The sequence below is a fragment of the Curtobacterium sp. PhB146 genome (genome assembly GCF_004342995.1).
GTDB lineage: Bacteria > Actinomycetota > Actinomycetes > Actinomycetales > Microbacteriaceae > Curtobacterium.
The window spans coordinates 466,310-481,624 of the sequence record NZ_SMBN01000001.1 but is presented as its reverse complement, the minus strand read 5'-3'; the positions used below and the strand labels follow the sequence as shown (position 1 = coordinate 481,624).

The 15,315-nt window shown below is 72.6% G+C and carries 15 protein-coding genes and 1 pseudogene; 8 read left to right on the top strand and 8 right to left on the bottom strand.

The genetic code is table 11. The features are described 5' to 3' along the window. Positions 1-4: 4 nt before the first annotated feature. Positions 5-1,270, bottom strand: coding sequence for a HAMP domain-containing sensor histidine kinase (locus EDF33_RS02345; RefSeq protein WP_207906615.1), 1,266 nt, complete (start codon positions 1,268-1,270; stop codon positions 5-7). 101 nt (positions 1,271-1,371) lie between these two features. Further along, positions 1,372-2,052 (bottom strand): annotated as a pseudogene (locus EDF33_RS02340) (response regulator transcription factor); the annotation flags it as partial. 138 nt (positions 2,053-2,190) lie between these two features. On the opposite strand from EDF33_RS02340, the gene EDF33_RS02335 reads away from it, so the two are divergent. Genes EDF33_RS02335 through EDF33_RS02320 form a run of 4 tightly spaced genes read left to right on the top strand, consistent with a single transcriptional unit; the run spans position 2,191 to position 6,185 of the window. Then, positions 2,191-3,291, top strand: coding sequence for an AAA family ATPase (locus EDF33_RS02335; RefSeq protein ID WP_132099202.1), 1,101 nt, complete (start codon positions 2,191-2,193; stop codon positions 3,289-3,291). Beyond that, the gene (locus EDF33_RS02330) at positions 3,288-4,202 is read left to right on the top strand and encodes a DUF58 domain-containing protein (protein WP_132099201.1); all 915 of its coding nucleotides are present in this window, start codon (positions 3,288-3,290) and stop codon (positions 4,200-4,202) included. Before EDF33_RS02335 ends, EDF33_RS02330 begins: the two co-directional genes overlap by 4 nt. Further along, a complete protein-coding gene (locus tag EDF33_RS02325; protein ID WP_132099200.1) occupies positions 4,199-5,194 on the top strand; it encodes a VWA domain-containing protein in 996 nt (331 codons plus the stop codon). Before EDF33_RS02330 ends, EDF33_RS02325 begins: the two co-directional genes overlap by 4 nt. 16 nt (positions 5,195-5,210) lie before the next feature. Then, positions 5,211-6,185 carry a trypsin-like peptidase domain-containing protein gene (locus tag EDF33_RS02320; protein WP_132099199.1) on the top strand — a complete coding sequence of 325 codons (975 nt, stop codon included), beginning with the start codon at positions 5,211-5,213 and terminating at the stop codon, positions 6,183-6,185. 18 nt (positions 6,186-6,203) lie between these two features. On the opposite strand, the gene EDF33_RS02315 is transcribed toward EDF33_RS02320, so the two are convergent. Both EDF33_RS02315 and EDF33_RS02310 read right to left on the bottom strand, forming a co-directional pair. Beyond that, a complete protein-coding gene (locus EDF33_RS02315; RefSeq protein WP_132099198.1) occupies positions 6,204-7,091 on the bottom strand; it encodes a helix-turn-helix transcriptional regulator in 888 nt (295 codons plus the stop codon). A 73-nt stretch (positions 7,092-7,164) separates the two neighbouring features. Beyond that, positions 7,165-8,340, bottom strand: a complete 1,176-nt coding sequence (locus tag EDF33_RS02310) for a PQQ-dependent sugar dehydrogenase (RefSeq protein WP_243692332.1) — start codon at positions 8,338-8,340, stop codon at positions 7,165-7,167. Positions 8,341-8,449: 109 nt separating this feature from the next. Between EDF33_RS02310 and EDF33_RS02305 the strand changes: the two genes are divergently transcribed. Together EDF33_RS02305 and EDF33_RS02300 are read left to right on the top strand one after the other, a co-directional pair. After that, complete coding sequence (locus EDF33_RS02305; RefSeq protein WP_123292986.1) at positions 8,450-8,848, top strand: cupin domain-containing protein; 399 nt, start codon at positions 8,450-8,452, stop codon at positions 8,846-8,848. Beyond that, positions 8,845-9,516: an SDR family NAD(P)-dependent oxidoreductase gene (locus EDF33_RS02300; RefSeq protein WP_131877833.1), complete on the top strand. Its 672-nt coding sequence runs from the start codon at positions 8,845-8,847 to the stop codon at positions 9,514-9,516. The genes EDF33_RS02305 and EDF33_RS02300 overlap by 4 nt, the downstream gene beginning before the upstream one ends. Positions 9,517-9,657: 141 nt before the next feature. Here the strand turns inward: EDF33_RS02300 and EDF33_RS02295 are convergent, their stop codons facing one another. Beyond that, positions 9,658-10,200, bottom strand: coding sequence for a TetR/AcrR family transcriptional regulator (locus EDF33_RS02295; protein ID WP_132099196.1), 543 nt, complete (start codon positions 10,198-10,200; stop codon positions 9,658-9,660). 53 nt (positions 10,201-10,253) lie between these two features. Here EDF33_RS02295 and EDF33_RS02290 point away from each other — a divergent pair, with 53 nt between their 5' ends. Then, the gene (locus EDF33_RS02290) at positions 10,254-10,577 is read left to right on the top strand and encodes a DUF952 domain-containing protein (RefSeq protein WP_132099195.1); all 324 of its coding nucleotides are present in this window, start codon (positions 10,254-10,256) and stop codon (positions 10,575-10,577) included. Positions 10,578-10,663: 86 nt separating this feature from the next. Further along, positions 10,664-11,101 (top strand): hypothetical protein, encoded by a 438-nt coding sequence (locus tag EDF33_RS02285; RefSeq protein ID WP_132099194.1) that lies wholly within the window; start codon positions 10,664-10,666, stop codon positions 11,099-11,101. 45 nt (positions 11,102-11,146) lie between these two features. Here EDF33_RS02285 and EDF33_RS02280 read toward each other — a convergent pair whose 3' ends face one another. From EDF33_RS02280 to EDF33_RS02270, 3 genes are read right to left on the bottom strand one after another with little or no spacing between them, the layout of a single operon-like run. After that, a complete protein-coding gene (locus EDF33_RS02280) occupies positions 11,147-13,966 on the bottom strand; it encodes an FtsX-like permease family protein (protein WP_132099193.1) in 2,820 nt (939 codons plus the stop codon). Beyond that, positions 13,963-14,691, bottom strand: coding sequence for an ABC transporter ATP-binding protein (locus tag EDF33_RS02275; protein WP_132099192.1), 729 nt, complete (start codon positions 14,689-14,691; stop codon positions 13,963-13,965). The genes EDF33_RS02280 and EDF33_RS02275 overlap by 4 nt, the downstream gene beginning before the upstream one ends. Then, positions 14,688-15,272, bottom strand: a complete 585-nt coding sequence (locus EDF33_RS02270) for a PadR family transcriptional regulator (RefSeq protein ID WP_243692331.1) — start codon at positions 15,270-15,272, stop codon at positions 14,688-14,690. Before EDF33_RS02270 ends, EDF33_RS02275 begins: the two co-directional genes overlap by 4 nt. Between the last annotated feature and the right edge of the window lie 43 nt (positions 15,273-15,315).

The window sequence follows — 15,315 nt, the reverse complement described above, 5'->3', positions numbered from 1 at the left end:
GCACTCAGGCGAGCGGGTCGCCGTCCGGCGGCTCGTCCGTCCTCGTCGGGGCGCCCGGCACGGCGCGCTCCGGCAACCAGATGACGAAGGTCGACCCGTCGGAGCCGCGACTCTCGAGGCGGAGGCGGCCCTCGTGGCTCTCCACGATCTGGCGCGCGATCGACAGCCCGAGGCCGCTGCCGGTGGAGGCGTCCGAGGACTCCCGGTAGAAGCGGTCGAACACCCGTGGCCGGGCATCGTCGGCGATGCCGGGGCCCTCGTCACGCACCGCGAGCCACGCCCACCCACGGACGCTCCCGACGCCGATCGTCACGGTGGAGCCGACGGGTGCGAGCCGGACGGCGTTCGAGAGCAGGTTGCCGAGTGCGCGCGACAGGGCGTCGGGATCGGCGAACACCACCGGGCCGCCGTGGATCCGCTCGCGGATCGTGAGGTCGCGGCGGCTCGCCAGGACCCCGTACTCCGCAGCAGCGGACGCGGCCAGCCGCGCGACGTCGACGTCGCGGTCGGTGAAGGCCTCGGACCGGGTGCGGGCGGTCGCGAGCAGGTCCTCGAGCAGGCGGCTCATCCGCCGGGTGGACTGCAGCACGACGTCGGCTGACGCCTGCCGTTCGGCCGGGGTGGCGGCGTCGTCCGCGAGGACGGCCTCGACGTTCGACTGCACGACGGCGACGGGGTTCCGCAGTTCGTGGGAGACGTCCTCGACGAGCATCCGTTCGGCCCGGAACGCGCGGTCGAGCCGGTCGAGCATCCCGTCGATGGTGTCGGCGAGGGTGTGCAGCTCGTCGGGAGGCCCTGACGCGTCGATGCGGCGTGACAGGTCGGTCGCGGTGATCTCCTGCGTCGCCCGGGTGATCGCACCGACGGGGCGGAGCGCGCGGCCGGCGACCCACCAGCCGATCGCCAGGCTCAGGACGAACATCACGACCAGGGCGATGATCGAGTACTGCTGCAGCGACTGCAGGGACGTGTAGTTGACGGCGCGCTGCACCGTCTCGAGGTCGGCGACCTGGAACTGCTCGCCGGGCTTGTAGACGATCGTGCCGTCGGCGGCCTTGTAGAACTTCTTCACCGTGACGGGGTTGAGGGGCTCGGCGCTGACCGTGCTCGACAGGGCGACGTAGACGGCGGCGAGGGCGAGTGCGGTGATCCCGAACAGGACGGCGCTGTACGTCAGGGTCAGGCGCATCCGGATCGTGCGTGCCCAGGCTGGCAGGCGGAGGAACCGGCGGTGGCCGACCTCGCGCCTGGCGCGGTCGAGCGCGCTCACGACGCCGCGCCGGCCGCGCCGGCCGTGCCGACCGCCCGTACCGGCGCGGCTGGCGCTCCGAGCGTCGACGAGTCCCCGGTGCCGTCCTCGGTGAGTTCCCGGAGCCGGTACCCGCGGCCGACGACGGTCTCGATCGCCGGCTCTTCGTCCGCGACGCTGAGCTTCCGGCGGAGCGTGCCCACCGTGACCCGGACGGTCTGCGTGAACGGGTCGGCGTTCTCGTCCCACACGTGCTCGAGCAGTTCCTCTGCCGACACCACGTAGCCGACACGGCCGAGCAGGTACCGCAGCACCCCGAACTCCTTCAGGGTCAGCGCGAGTTCGCGGTCGCCACGGCGCGCGAGCTGCCGCGCGGTGTCGACGACGATCGGGCCGTCGACGAGCACGGAGGACGCGGCCTCGCCCGAGCGCCGGGTGAGTGCGCGCATCCGGGCGGTGAGCTCGACGAGCGCGAACGGTTTCACCAGGTAGTCGTCGGCACCGAGGTCGAGCCCGCGGACCCGGTCGCGCAGCTGGCCGCGGGCGGTGAGCATGAGGATCCGTGGGCCGGGGCCACCGGACCCACCGGGTTCGCCGGTCGACCGGAGCTCGCCGGCGAGCTCGAAGCCGTCCCCGTCCGGCAGGTTCACGTCGAGCAGGACGATGTCGTAGTCCGTGACGGTGAGCTTCGCGCGGGCGTCCCCGAGCGTGCCGGCGGCGTCGACCGCGTACCCCTCACGCTGCAGGGCGACGCGCAACGCGGTCACCAGACCGGCTTCGTCCTCCACCATCAGCACGCGCATGCCTCACGGTAACCAGGGCGGCTGGGCGACTGACAGGTACTGTCCGTTCCCCCTTTTCGGTCCGGTTTCGATCCGGCTTCCCGTCGTTTTCGCCCCTGGCGACTGGAGTGGGACGCACCCGAACGACAGGAGGACACCATGACCGAAGCCGCCCACGCCGACCCGTACACGACGCCGTCCGCGTCAGCCGTCCTCGAACGCGCACTGTTCGAGGTCAAGCACGTGGTCGTCGGCCAGGACGCCATGGTCGAACGGATGATGATCGGGCTGCTCGCCCGGGGCCACGTGCTGCTCGAGGGCGTCCCCGGCGTCGCGAAGACCCTCGCGGTGCGCACCCTGGCCACCGTCGTCGGCGGGGACTTCGTCCGCCTGCAGTTCACCCCCGACCTGATGCCGTCCGACATCGTCGGCACGCGGGTCTGGCGGCCGTCCACCGAGACCTTCGACGTCGAACCCGGACCGGTGTTCGCCAACCTCGTGCTCGCGGACGAGATCAACCGCGCTCCCGCCAAGGTGCAGTCGGCGCTGCTCGAGGCGATGGCCGAGCAGCAGGTCTCGATCGGTGGGCAGACCCACCGGCTCCCCGACCCCTTCATCGTGCTCGCCACCCAGAACCCGATCGAGAACGACGGCGTGTACGCGCTCCCCGAAGCGCAGCGCGACCGCTTCCTGCTCAAGGTCGACGTGGATCACGCCGACGAGCTCGGGGAACTGACCATCGTGCAGCGGATGAGCGCCGACCGGCCACGCGCGCAGCAGATCCTGACGGTGCCGGACATCGTCCGGCTGCAGGCCGAAGCCGAGCAGGTCTTCGTGCATCACGCCGTCGCGATGTACGCCGTGCAACTCGTGATGGCGACCCGCAACCCACACCGCTACGGCGTGCACACCCTCGACGGAGTGCTCGAGTACGGCGTCAGTGCCCGCGGGTCGCTCGGCCTGGTCGCCGCGGCCCGTGCGCTCGCGCTCCTCCGGGGCCGCGACTACGTGCTGCCCGGTGACATCGCGGACGTCGCCTCCGACGTGCTCGCGCACCGCCTCGTGCTCACCTTCGACGCCGTCGCCGACGGCGTCGACCCCAGGACCGCTGTGGAGGCCGTGCTCGCGGCCGTCCCGCAGCCTCGGATCGCGGCGTCCGAGGACCCGAGCGCGGTCGCGGCGGGCGGTGACGTGCGGTACCCCCCAGCCGCACCGACCCCCGCCGCGGCCGCTTCCACCCCGTACGAGGCGACGCCGTGAGCGACGACGCACGGCTCCGCCGCCTCGAGCTCACCGTCCGGCGCCGTGTCGACGGCACGGTGCACGGCGACCACCAGGGCCTGTCCCTCGGCACGGGCAGCGACCCCGAGGAACTCGTGCGCTACCAGCCCGGGCACGACGTCCGCCGGATCGACTGGAACGCCACGGCTCGCGCCGGCGAACCGTACGTCTGGCTCACCCGCGCTGAGCACGCGCTCGAGACGTGGGTGCTGGTCGACCGTTCGCCGAGCATGGCCTTCGGCACCACCGACCGTGAGAAGGCCGACGTCGCCACCTGGACGGCGGCGGCGATCGGCCTGCTCACCACCGGCGCGGGTGACCGGGTGGGACTCGGCGTCGTCGGCACCGAGGGGATCCGCTGGACCCCTCCGGGCGCCGGTCGCACCACCGCCCGCCGCGTGCTCCGTGCCGATCCGGGCCCCCGCGACGGCGTCCCGACGACCGACCTGGCCGCAGCGCTCCGCGTGTTCGCCGCCCAGGCGCCCCGTTGCGGTCTGCGGGTCGTCATCAGTGACCTGCTCGACCAGCCGGCGACCGACAGCGCGCGGCTGCCGTGGGAACCCGCCCTGCGTCGGCTGTCGGCACGCCACGAGGTCATCGTCGTCGAGGTGCTCGACCCCCGCGAGCTCGACCTGCCCGACGTCGGCGACGTCGTCTTCGTCGACCCGGAGTCCGGCGCCCAACGCGTCGTCGGCACCTCGGACCGGGCACTCCGCACCGCGTACGCCGCCGGAGCAGCCGCCCACCGCGCGGCCACCGCCACCGCCGTCCGCGCCGCCGGGGCCGACCACCTGGTCCTGCGCACCGACGATGACCTCGGCCGCGAACTCACCCGCTTCATCCACCGCCGGCACCGCACGCCCGCCCGATCGGCACGGAGGACCCGATGACCTTCCTCACACCCTGGTTCCTGCTCGCCCTCGTGCCGGTGGCCGCACTCGCCGCGGCGTACCTGCTCGTCCAGCGCCGACGCCGGCGGTACGCCGTGCGCTTCGCGACCCTGCCGATGCTCGACAAGCTCGTCCCGAAGCGGCCCCGGTGGCGTCGGCACCTGCCCGCGGCGCTCGTCCTGGTCGGCCTGACCGCCCTCGGCTTCGCCGGTGCGCGCCCCGAGATCGACGTCCGGGTGCCCTACGAGCGTGCCACGGTGATCGTCGCGATCGACACGTCCGGCTCGATGCAGGCCGACGACGTCGACCCGAACCGGCTCGAGGCCGCCAAGTCCGCCGCCGAGTCCTTCGTCGCCGAGATGCCGGAGACGTTCAACGTCGGGGCGATCGCCTTCGCCGGCGGCGCGGACGTCCTGGCTCCGGCCACCCGCGACCACGAAGCGGTCCGGGAGGCCATCGCCGGGATGGACGACGGCGGCGGTGGGACGGCGATCGGCGAGGCCGTCTTCGAGGCGGTCGGCGAGGTCGACCGCCTCAGTGACGACGGTGCCACCGGCTCGGCGTCGCCGTCCCCGACCCCCGGCGGGTCCGGGGAACCGGAGCGCATCCCGGCGCGACTCGTGCTGCTCTCCGACGGCGCGAACACCACCGGGCGCGAACCCGCCGCGGCCGCCGAAGCAGCTCGCGAAGCCGGCATGCCCGTCTCCACCATCGCCTACGGCACCGACTCCGGGGTCGCGAACCTGTGGGGGACGCAGCAGGCCGTCCCCGTCGACGAGACCTCGCTTCGCCAGCTCGCGGACGAGACCGACGGACGGTTCTACCGGGCGTCCAGCACCGACGAACTCCGCGAGGTCTACCAGGACATCGGCTCGTCGATCGGTTGGCACGAGGAACCCGTCGAGATCACGCCGTGGCTCGCCCTGCTCAGCATGCTCCTCGCCCTCACCGCCGGCGCGCTCTCCCTCCGCTGGTTCGCCCGCATCGTCTGAACACGAGGACACGACCATGAGTGACACCCCTCCCGGCATCGGCCGGCCCGCAGGTCCACAGCACTGGTCCACCGGCGCACCGCCCGAGCGATCTGCGCGACCAGACGGCGGACGGGAGGCCCGGGACCAGCTCGCAACGGGCCTCCCGTCCGTCCCCACGCCCGTCCAGGGCCCCCCACCGGACCCGGCCACCCGCCGGTCCGAGTTCGACGAGCCGGCACCGCGCCGCGAGCGGCGGGGCGGTGGCCGGACCGTGACCGTCCTCGTCGCCGCGCTCGTCCTCGGCGGCACCGCGGGGGTCACCGGCGCCCTGCTCGTCACCCCGGACTCCCCGGTCAGCGCCCCGGTGGCCGGGCGGCAGCAGTCCGGCACGTCCGGCTCGTCGGGGACGTCCGGCTCGTCCGGCGGTACTGCGACCGACGCCGAGGACGCCGCCCAGCGGATGCTGCAGAGCGTCGTGCAGGTCCGCACGACCGGCGGGAGCGGCTCCGGCTTCGTCATCGACGACGCCGGACACGTCATGACGAACCACCACGTCGTCGACGGATCGTCGGCCGTCCGGCTCGTACTGCCCGACGGCACCAGCACCGACGGCCGGGTCGTCGGCAGCGACGAAGACAGCGACATCGCGGTCATCGAGGCGACCGGCCTGACCGTGCCCGCAGCCGACCTCGGACGCAGCGCCGACCTGCGGATCGGCGAGTCCGTCATCGCGGTCGGGTCCCCGCTCGGCCTGAACGGCACCGTCACCTCGGGCATCATCAGCGCCCTCGAACGGACTTCGCAGCGATCGGCGCAGCCGCTCGTGCAGACCGACGCGTCGATCAACCCCGGCAACTCCGGCGGGCCGCTCGTCGGGCTCGACGGCCGCGTCGTGGGGGTGAACACGTCGATCGCGACGCTCGGCTACTCCTCCGGCAACATCGGCATCGGCTTCGCGGTGCCCATCGACGACGCCGCACGGATCGCGGACGACATCATCCGGGGCTGACGCTCCGCGGGGCACCGCTCATCCGGGGCTGACCGCGCTGCGCGCACGTTCCGCGATCTGCTCCGTCGCCGCCCACGAGGCGAGCAGGCGGAGCGCGTCGGCGGTCGGGCTGCCCGGGGTCGCCGGGTAGATCGTGAGCGCGAGCCCGGGGTCCTCGGCGAGTTCGAGCGTCTGGAAGTGCAGTTCGAGCGGACCGGCGACAGCGTGCCGGAAGGACTTCACGCCGGCGTAGTGGCGGCGGACGTCGTGCGCGGCCCACAGGGCGCGGAAGTCGTCGCTCCGCATCGACAGCTCGCCGATGAGGGCTGCGAGGTCGCGGTCGTTCGGTGTGCGGCCGGCCTCGCGCCGCAGGATCGCGACGTTCGTGTGCGCCGCCCGCTGCCAGTCCTGGTAGAAGTTCCGGGCCTGCGGGTCGAGGAAGATGAAGCGCGAGAAGTTCATCGGCCGGGCCAGTGCCGCCACCAGGTCGGAGTGCATCGCGTAGCCGAGCGCGTTGGCGGCGACGATGTCCTGCCGGTTGTTGATGATCATCGCCGGCGCATCGGTGATGACGTCGAGCAGGTACTGCAGCTCCGGGCGGACGGCCGCCACCGGCACGACCTTGCCCGCGCGCCGCGGTGTCGCGTTCTGGTGCCGGGACAGGTCGCGCAGGTGCTCGAGCTCGGCGGCGTCGAGCTGCAGTGCGCCGGCGACGGCCTCGAGCACGCTGTCCGAGACGCCCTGCAGGTTCCCCCGCTCCAGCCGCGTGTAGTAGTCGATGCTGACGCCCGCCAGCCGTGCGACCTCTTCGCGCCGGAGCCCGGTGACCCGACGGCGGGTGCCGAACGTCTCGACCCCGGCTTGCTCGGGGGTGATGCGGGCGCGACGGCTGGACAGGAAGTCGCGGGCTTCGTCGCGGTGGTTCATGCCGTCACGGTAACCGGCTGGACAGCGTGCGAGCGAGGGGCTGCCGGAACCCCTGTGGGGCGAGGTCGCTGGCTCAGCCCGTCGACCGCGTGAGCGGGACCGAGACGATGCGATCGTCCCCCGCGGCCGGGTCACCACGGCCGTCGGTGTTGTTCGTGACGAACCAGAGGGTGTCCGCCGGCCCCTCGAGCACGGTCCGGATCCGGCCGAAGTCGCCCGGGAAGTACTCGGTCGAGGTCCCCGGGTCGTCCGCCGGGATCGCCCGGAGCACCTCGCCGCGCAGGTTGGCCACGAACACGGTGTCGTCGACGACCGTCAGGCCGCTCGGGGACGCCTCGTCCGTCGACCACTGCTGCACCGGGTCGACGAAGCCCTGGTCCTCGCCGCCCTCGCCCTCGACCTCGGGCCAGCCGTAGTTCTCGCCCGCCTCGATCACGTTCAGCTCGTCGAGGGTGTTCTCGCCGAACTCCGACGCGAACATCGTGCCGTCCGATGACCATCCCAACCCCTGCACGTTGCGGTGCCCGAGGCTCCAGACGGGTGACCCGTCGAACGGGTTGTCGTCCGGCACGTCGCCGTCCGGGGTGAGCCGCAGGATCTTGCCCGCGAGCGAGTCCTCGTCCTGCGCGTCACTGCTCGTGCCGGCGTCCCCGACGCTGGCGTAGAGCATGTCGTCGGGGCCGAACGCGATGCGGCCGCCGTCGTGGAACGTGTTCGACGGCAGCCCGTCGATGATCGTCGTGGCGTCGCCGAGCGCCCACGACCCGGCGCTGCCCGTCAGGTCGAACCGCTGGATCCGGTTGCCGTCGTCGGCCGTCGAGTACACGAACAGGTCGTCGTCGTGCAGGGCCAGCCCGAGCAGGCCGCCCTCGCCGCCGTGGCTGACGCCGTCGACGGTGCCGACCTCGCGCGTCGTGCCGTCGTCCTGCAGCTCGAGGACCTTCGCGGAGTCGCGTTCGCTGACCAGGGCGTCGCCGTCGTCGCCGGTGCGGACGACCGACCACGGTGCCTCGAGCCCGGTGACCACGTCGCTGGTGTCGCCGTCGAGCGCGACCTGCCCGGTGGGCAGGTCGGCGGGGGCGGTGGCGCGGGCGCTCGCCGACGAGCCGCGGTCGTCGTCCGGTGCGGCATCGGCACAGCCGCCCAGGGCGAGTGCGGCCACCGCGGCGATGCCCGCCGCGGACCAGGCGCGTCGGGCTCGGGTGGGGTTCGGGCTCGGGTGCGGGTTCGGGTGTTCGCTGCTGTCCACGGTGGTCCTCCCGGATCGTGCGTCGATCACACACGTCGTGTTCGGGAAACGGCTGAGGGGTACGACCGGCACCTCCCTCCGGTGCGCACATCGGCCTACCGTCGGGGCCATGGAGATCCAACCGAAGCAGCCGACCGTCAAGAACCCGGCCGCGCAGTTCACCGGTGACGTGTACCTCGACGCCATCGCCAGCCCGAAGGAAGCCGGCCAGTCGATGACCGTCGCGAAGGTCCGGTTCCTGCCCGGCGCCCGCACCGCCTGGCACTCGCACGCCAACGGCCAGACCCTGCACGTCACCGAGGGCGTCGCGCGCATGGGCACCCGTGACGGCGGCGTGATCGAGGTCCAGCCGGGCCAGACCGTCTACACGCCTGCGGGTGAAGAGCACTGGCACGGTGCGACCCCGACGGACTACATGGAGCACCTCGCGATGCTCGACCTCGCCGACGACCCGGCGACCACCACCACCTGGCTCGAGCACGTCACCGACGAGGAGTACTCCGCATGACCACCATCGCCATCATCGGGGCCGGCAAGGGCCTCGGTCTCGCCGTCGCCGAACGCTTCGGCCGCGAGGGCTTCTCGATCGCCCTCGTCTCCCGCAACCAGGACCGCCTGGACGGCCTCGCCGCGTCGCTGCGCGAGCAGGGCATCACGGCCGCCGGGTTCGCCGCGAACGTCCGTGACGGCGATTCGCTCCGCAGCGCCCTCGAGCGTGCGACCGAGCAGCTCGGTCCCATCGAGGTGCTGCAGTACAGCCCGCTCCCCGCCAAGGAGTACATGCGTCCGGTGCTCGAGACCACCGCGGAGGACCTGGTCGGCCCGATCGAGTTCTCGGTCTACGGCTCGGTCAACGCGGTCCGCCAGGTGCTGCCCGGCATGCGCGCGATCGGCCACGGCACGATCCTGTTCGTGAACGGCGGCAGTGCGGTGCGTCCCGGCGCCCGGGTCACCGGCACCTCGGTCGCCTTCGCTGCCGAGAGCGCCTACGCCCAGCTCCTGCACGACGCCGTGCGCGACGAGCAGGTCCACGTCGGTCAGCTCATCATCCCGTTCGGCATCGACGACGGGCAGCCGGAGCACTCCGGCGAGTCCATCGCGGATCGTCTGTGGGCGATCCACTCGGAGCGCGGCGAGTTCCGCACGTACGCGGAGGCGCTGCCCGACCCCGCCTGAGCGCGATGCGCGCCGCGCCGCTCGCCGCTTCGTGAGCAGGAATGGTCGGGTCCGCGACGGCCACCCGACCATTTCTGCTCACCATGTGGCGGACGGGAGGCCCGGTGCCAGCTGGCACCGGGCCTCCCGTCCGTCCTGGGGTCAGGTCGAGAGCACCGCGACCGCACGCACGGCGCGTGCGGCGACCACCGCGGCCGTCGGTGCCGGAGCCAAGCCGAGCAGGCGCTCGCGGTGGAGCTCCCCGAGCAGCAGGGTGAAGAGCTCGGCGGCGGTCTCCGGAGTGGTTCCGGCGCGGACCAGGGCCTGCTGCGCGGCGAGCGGCCCGGCCTCGTGGAACTCGCGCGCGAGCTCGGGTGACCGCGTCGACTCGGCGATGACGAGCCGGTGCAGGGCGACCGCACGGTCCGAGAACAACGCGCTGCCGATCGCTGTAGCCGTGGACACGAGGTCCGCCGTGGGCTGGTCGGCGTACGGGTGCTGCCGCCGGACGACCGCTCGGAGGATCGCGGGCTTGTCGCCGAACGCCGTGTAGAGCGTGCGCTTCGTGACCCCGGCCTCGGCGGCGACGCGGTCGAGTGCGACGCCCGCGAACCCGTGCTCCAGGAACAGGTCGGTCGCGACGTCGAGGATCCGCTCGTCACGGGCGATCCGCTCGTCGGCGGTCGGACGTCCACGCTTGTTCACAGACCCATCCTAGCGGTAATGATACGCTCCCGTTTCATTACCGAGGAGGGTCCATGACCGATGTGGTCTGTCACGTGGCGATCGCCGACGACTGGGAGATGAGCCGCGGGTTCGGCGAGTATGAGGTGTCCACTCGCGGGGTGCCGCTCGAGCCGGGCGGGTACGTCCGTGCCACCACACCGGACCGGGTGTCCGAGGTCGTCGCCGAGCGGTACGGCGACCTCGCGCTGCCGTTGCTCCGGATCGACCTGAGCGTCGAGGGGCTCGCGGCTGCGGGAGTGCCGGTCGAATGGGTCGACGGGGTCCCCCGGGTGCGCGGTCCGATCCCGATGGACGACGAGGTCGTGCTGGCCGAGGTGTCCATCCCGAACGTGTGACCACTTCGTGAGCAGAAATGGTCGAGTCCGCCGACGGCCACCCGACCATTTCTGCTCACGAAGTACCGCGCCCTAGGCTGGAAGCGATGTCCAGCGTCCTCCTCACCGTGCACGTCGTGGCGGCGCTGCTCACCCTCGGACCCGTCGCGGTCGCCGGGAGCATGTTCCCGAAGCCGGCTCGCGCGCTCGTCGCCGATCCGGGCGACCAGGGGGCCCGAGCGGTCGCCAGGGTCCTGCACCGGATCTGCCACGTGTACTCGATCATCTCGCTCGCCGTCCCGACGTTCGGCATGGCCCTGGCGTTCGAGGTCGGGGCACTCGACGAGGCGTGGCTGCTCGTCTCGATCGGTCTGACCGCGGTGGCTGCGGGGATCCTCGCGCTCGGGGTCCTGCCGGAGCAGCACGAGGTCCTGCGCGGGAACGGGACCGAGCGCTCGCCGCGGAAGCTCGCTGCCCTGGTCGGCCTGTTCAACCTGGTGTGGGTCGTCGTCGCCGTGCTCATGGTGGTGCAGCCCGGCGCCTGACCAGGCTGCACCGGGACGGCGCCACGTGCAGCGCCGCCCCACACCTCAGTGCGCCCGCCGCACCGCCACGCGGCGTCGGCCGTGCGCGGTGAGCCATGCCCCGGCCGTCACCAGGAGCGGCAGACCGATCGCGAGCAGGGCCAGCATCGACCAGTCCGGCACGAACGGCATGTGGTTCGACCCGACCGCTGGCTCCGTGAACCGCAGGGTGAGTGCCCGCATCGGCAGCAGCCCCAGCAGGGTGCCGATCACCGCGCCCACCGAGGCCAGGATCGCTGCCTGCCAGGTCGACACCCGCCGTCGCAGTCGTGGTGCGGCACCGATCGCGTCGAGCACCTCGTCGTCTCGGCGCCCGTCGGACCGCGCGAGCCCGATGGCCACCGCCGTCGCACCGATCGTCACCGCCGCGGCCAGCGCGAGCACGATCGCCCGGATGAGCGCGCCGTTGTCGACCGGCCCGGCCTCGTAGGCGAACTGCGGGCCGTCCCACCGAGCGCGGTCCGCGCCACCGAAGCTCTGCCAGGCGGAACTCAGCTCGTCCCACTGCTCGGGCGCGATGTCCCCGGGCAGCGTCGTCACGAGCATGCCGTCGACGGCGCGCACCCCGTAGTGCGCAGCGGTCGCCTTCGTCATGAAGACGCCGACCTGGATCCGCGGCGACTGCACGTCGAGCACGGCCGGGATCGACACGCTGGCGTCCGGTTTCGTCGTCGTCGTGATCGTCGGGCTCTCCCACGTGCGGTCGTGGAACGTGTCGATGCGGACGGCACCGTCGTGGGCGTACTCCGGCCACAGTGACACCGCCTTGCCGCCCTCGAGTGCATCCCGCACGGCAGCAGACGGTCGGTGTCCGGTGAGCACCGCGTAGTCGTCGACGGTGCCCGTCCAGATGTGCGGGACGGTCGCGTCAGCGGTGTCGAGGTAGTACGAGCACGACGTGGAGTCGTAGCCGTCGCAGTCGAAGTCCGTCCACCGGTGCGGCATCGTCACGGACGACGGGGTGTCGCCCGCCCAGCCCTCGGCCACGCCGAGCACCCGGATCCGGTCGTGGTCGAGCACCCGCGCCACGACCTTCGCCGCGTGCGCCGTCAACGCCGCGTCGTGCCCGCTGGCGGCACCGTCCTCGCTGGACAGCTGCACCTCGGACGTCGCGACCCCGACCGCCGTCGTGTACTCGTACCCGCGGACGTACTGCGCGTGGCTCGACGCGCTCCACGTGATCACGACCGACGCGACGAACACGACGCTCATCACACTGGCGAGCACCGGCACCGTCCGGACCGGGTTGCGCCGGGCATCGCGGGCGGCCAACCGAGCCGACAGGCCCAGGCGTGCGGACATCCGGGACACCAGGGCCAGGAGCCACGGCGAGCAGATCGCGATGCCGAGCTGCATCAGGCACGGCCCGAGCGCGACCCCGGCACCGGCCACCCACGCCCAGTGGTCGTCCTGTACCCGGCGGTCGTTGAGCATGAGCACCCCGGCGCCGCAGGCCAGCGTCATCACGGCACCCGCGATGATGAGCACCGGCCCCCAGATGCGTCGCCGACGACGAGCAGGACGGTCGACGGGCGCGGGTCGGAGTGAACCCCGCAGCGCCGCGAGCACGTTGATGCGGGTGGCGGCCCGAGCGGCGACGAGTGCGGAGACCAGCCCGGCCAGGACGCCGGCGGCCGCGACCACGAGCAGCAGGAGCGGTGGCACGTGCAAGCCGGGGAACGACACGACGTCGCCGTTGTCGATCAGGCGGAACACCGCGACGCCGATCCCGGTGCCCACCGCGACGCCGAGGACGGCGCCGATGGACCCGAGCACGAGGCCGGACCCGGCGACGATCGTCCGGACGAACCGCTTGTCCCCGCCGACGCTCGTGACGATCGCGTACGAACGGGTGTCCGCCCGGGTGCCGACCAGGAACGCGGCCCCGGCGAGCAGCGCGACCTCGAACATCGCGAAGACCCCGAGCAGTGCCATCGCGCCGAGGTACCAGCCGAGTGACGAGCTCATCTGGCCGCCGGGCAGGCGGGCATCCGGCGGATCGAGCACGACCGGGCGGGACTGCACGACGATGCCGTGCGCGTTGAGCTGCCGGATCTCCGACCAGGTCGGCGCGTCCGACGGCAGGTAGACGGTGACGTCGGTCAGACCCGCGTCGTCAGTGGTCTCGGTCGTCGACAGGGTCGTCCCCCACGGCAGGAACACGCCCTGCTCGCTGGGCGCCGAGCCGAGGTCGCGCATCGTCCCGGTGATCGTGAACCGCTTCGTGACGGGATCGGTGATGTCGACGGTGTCACCGATGTGGGCGTCGAGCCGGTCGAGCGTCGCCGGCGTGACCATGAGTTGGTTGCGCGCGGTCGGCGCCGAACCGTCGAGGACACGCCAGTGGCCCTCGAGCGACGGGTCCCAGACGCTGCCCTCCACCGCGGCCAGGCCGACAGGTCCCTTGGGTCCCTGCACCACGACGGGCGTGCCGCCGACCGGGATGGACAGCGCACCGTCCGGCACGTGGGCGAGCACGTTCGCGAACGGCGGGTCCTCGTCGGCCTCCGTGACCGGGCTGTTCCGCTTCGCATCGGTGAACTGCCACTGCACCGGGTCCTGCCGCATGCCGGGCAGGTCCGGGCCGGAGACCCGCATCTGCGCGGCTGCCTTGCCGAGGTCGTAGTCCAGCGACTCCGCGGTCGTGGGCTGCGTCGACTGCACGACGACCGCCACCGCGGCGAACCCGGCGGTGGGGATGCCGATGAGCGCGATGATCAGCGCCGCCCGACCGACCTTCGCGAACGCCAGTCGACGCCCCAGACGGAACGCCGGTCGGAGGGCGAACGGCGTCCGGCCGGTACCTGGACGCCGACGCCGGCTCACGACGCGGTCCGGTCCGACAGGGCGAGCTCCACGCCCGAGTACACGGTCTCGTCGATCACGCGACCGTCGCGCAGGAAGACGATCCGGTCCGCCCAGGCAGCGTGCCGGGCGTCGTGGGTGACGAGCAGCGCGCCGGCTCCGGCATCGACGTGCCGTCGGAGCATGCGGAGCACGACCTCGCCGGTCTGCGAGTCGAGGGCGCCGGTCGGTTCGTCCGCCAGCACGAGCCGACGTTCGCCGACCACGCCCCGGGCGATCGCGACGCGCTGCTGCTGCCCGCCGGACAGGTCGTCCGGGTAGGCGTCGCCGCGGTGTGCGAGTTCGACGTTGTCGAGTGCCAGTTCCGCGGCGCGGCGGGCCTGCGAGGCCTTCCAGCCGTCGAGCTCGAGCGGCAGCGCCACGTTCTCGACCGCGGTGAGCGACGGGATCAGGTTGAAGTCCTGGAACACGAACCCGATGAGGCGACGGCGGAGGGCCGCGAGTTCCTTGGCCGGCCGGTCGGACACGAACTCGCCGTCGATCAGCACTTCGCCGCTCGTCGGCGGCAGCAGGGTGCCGGCGCAGGCGAGCAGCGTCGACTTGCCGGAACCCGAGGTCCCCATGACGGCGACCATCTCGCCGCGCTGGACGGCCAGGTCGATGCCGGCCAGCGCCGTGACGGCCTTCGCGCCGGAGCCGTAGTGCACGCTGACGGCGTCGAGCTGCAGGAGCGGTGCGGCGCTCACCGTGCACTCCGCGCGGTGTCGGCAGCGGTCGCGGACGAGGAGCCAGCGTCCGCCGCCGGATGCTCCTCCGGCCGGTACCGCGCCACGGTCGACTCCACGTGGTCGAGCCACCGCACCTCGGCCTCGGCCTGGAACACCATCGACTCGAGCACGAGCGACCACGCCAGGTCCGTCGCGGGATCGGTCGTGCGCTTGAGCCGGGTCAGGTCCTGCAGGTTCCGGATCGCGGCACCGCGCTGCACCTGCACCAGGCGCGCGACGTCGACGCCGGGCACCGTCACGGCCAGAGCGAACTTGATCGCGAGCTCGTCACGCCCGCGCTTGGCGGGCACCGGCTCGCTGAACCAGCGCGCCACTTCCCCGCGACCCGCGTCGGTCACCGTGTAGACGACGTGGCCGTCGTCGTCGGTGTCGCCGCGGGCCACGAGGCCGTCGCGTTCCAGGCGGTCGAGCGTCGTGTAGACCTGGCCGATGTTCAGCGGCCAGCTCCCGCCGGTGCGGTGCTCGAACTCCCCCCGGAGCTGGTACCCGTACCCGGGTCCCCCCACCAGCAGCGCGAGTACGCCCATCCGTACGCTCATGACACTTCCCCCGTTTCTCGTCCACCATGGACATACCGAGTAT

Bases quoted from the DNA above. Each gene is read 5' to 3' on its own strand.
- EDF33_RS02320 (WP_132099199.1), top strand. From the start codon at position 5,211: ATGAGTGACACCCCTCCCGGCATCGGCCGGCCCGCAGGTCCACAGCAC.
- EDF33_RS02290 (WP_132099195.1), top strand. From the start codon at position 10,254: ATGACCGATGTGGTCTGTCACGTGGCGATCGCCGACGACTGGGAGATG.
- EDF33_RS02325 (WP_132099200.1), top strand. From the start codon at position 4,199: ATGACCTTCCTCACACCCTGGTTCCTGCTCGCCCTCGTGCCGGTGGCC.
- EDF33_RS02305 (WP_123292986.1), top strand. From the start codon at position 8,450: ATGGAGATCCAACCGAAGCAGCCGACCGTCAAGAACCCGGCCGCGCAG.
- EDF33_RS02335 (WP_132099202.1), top strand. From the start codon at position 2,191: ATGACCGAAGCCGCCCACGCCGACCCGTACACGACGCCGTCCGCGTCA.
- EDF33_RS02300 (WP_131877833.1), top strand. From the start codon at position 8,845: ATGACCACCATCGCCATCATCGGGGCCGGCAAGGGCCTCGGTCTCGCC.
- EDF33_RS02285 (WP_132099194.1), top strand. From the start codon at position 10,664: ATGTCCAGCGTCCTCCTCACCGTGCACGTCGTGGCGGCGCTGCTCACC.
- EDF33_RS02270 (WP_243692331.1), bottom strand. From the start codon at position 15,272: ATGAGCGTACGGATGGGCGTACTCGCGCTGCTGGTGGGGGGACCCGGG.
- EDF33_RS02315 (WP_132099198.1), bottom strand. From the start codon at position 7,091: ATGAACCACCGCGACGAAGCCCGCGACTTCCTGTCCAGCCGTCGCGCC.